At 56.2% G+C, this 210-nt stretch carries 1 pseudogene; it reads left to right on the forward strand.

The features are described 5' to 3' along the window. Positions 1–210: pseudogene (locus FNJ47_RS55905) on the forward strand (IS701 family transposase); the annotation flags it as partial.

Here is a 210-nt window from a genome sequence, read left to right on the forward strand (position 1 = left end):
ACGGATCTGCGCACACTAGCCGCCACCATCAAGGCAAGATGGATTTGTGAGCAGGCGCATCAGCAGTTGAAGGAGGAACTCGGACTTGATCACTTCGAGGGGCGATCATGGAAGGGTCTTCATCGTCCCGCCCTGATGACAATGATTGCCTACGCCTTCCTGCAGCATCGTCGCCTCGCACACGCGGGGCGGAAAAAAAAGAATCAACGG

Source organism: Bradyrhizobium uaiense (genome assembly GCF_010811875.1).
Classification (GTDB): Bacteria; Pseudomonadota; Alphaproteobacteria; order Rhizobiales; family Xanthobacteraceae; genus Bradyrhizobium; species Bradyrhizobium uaiense.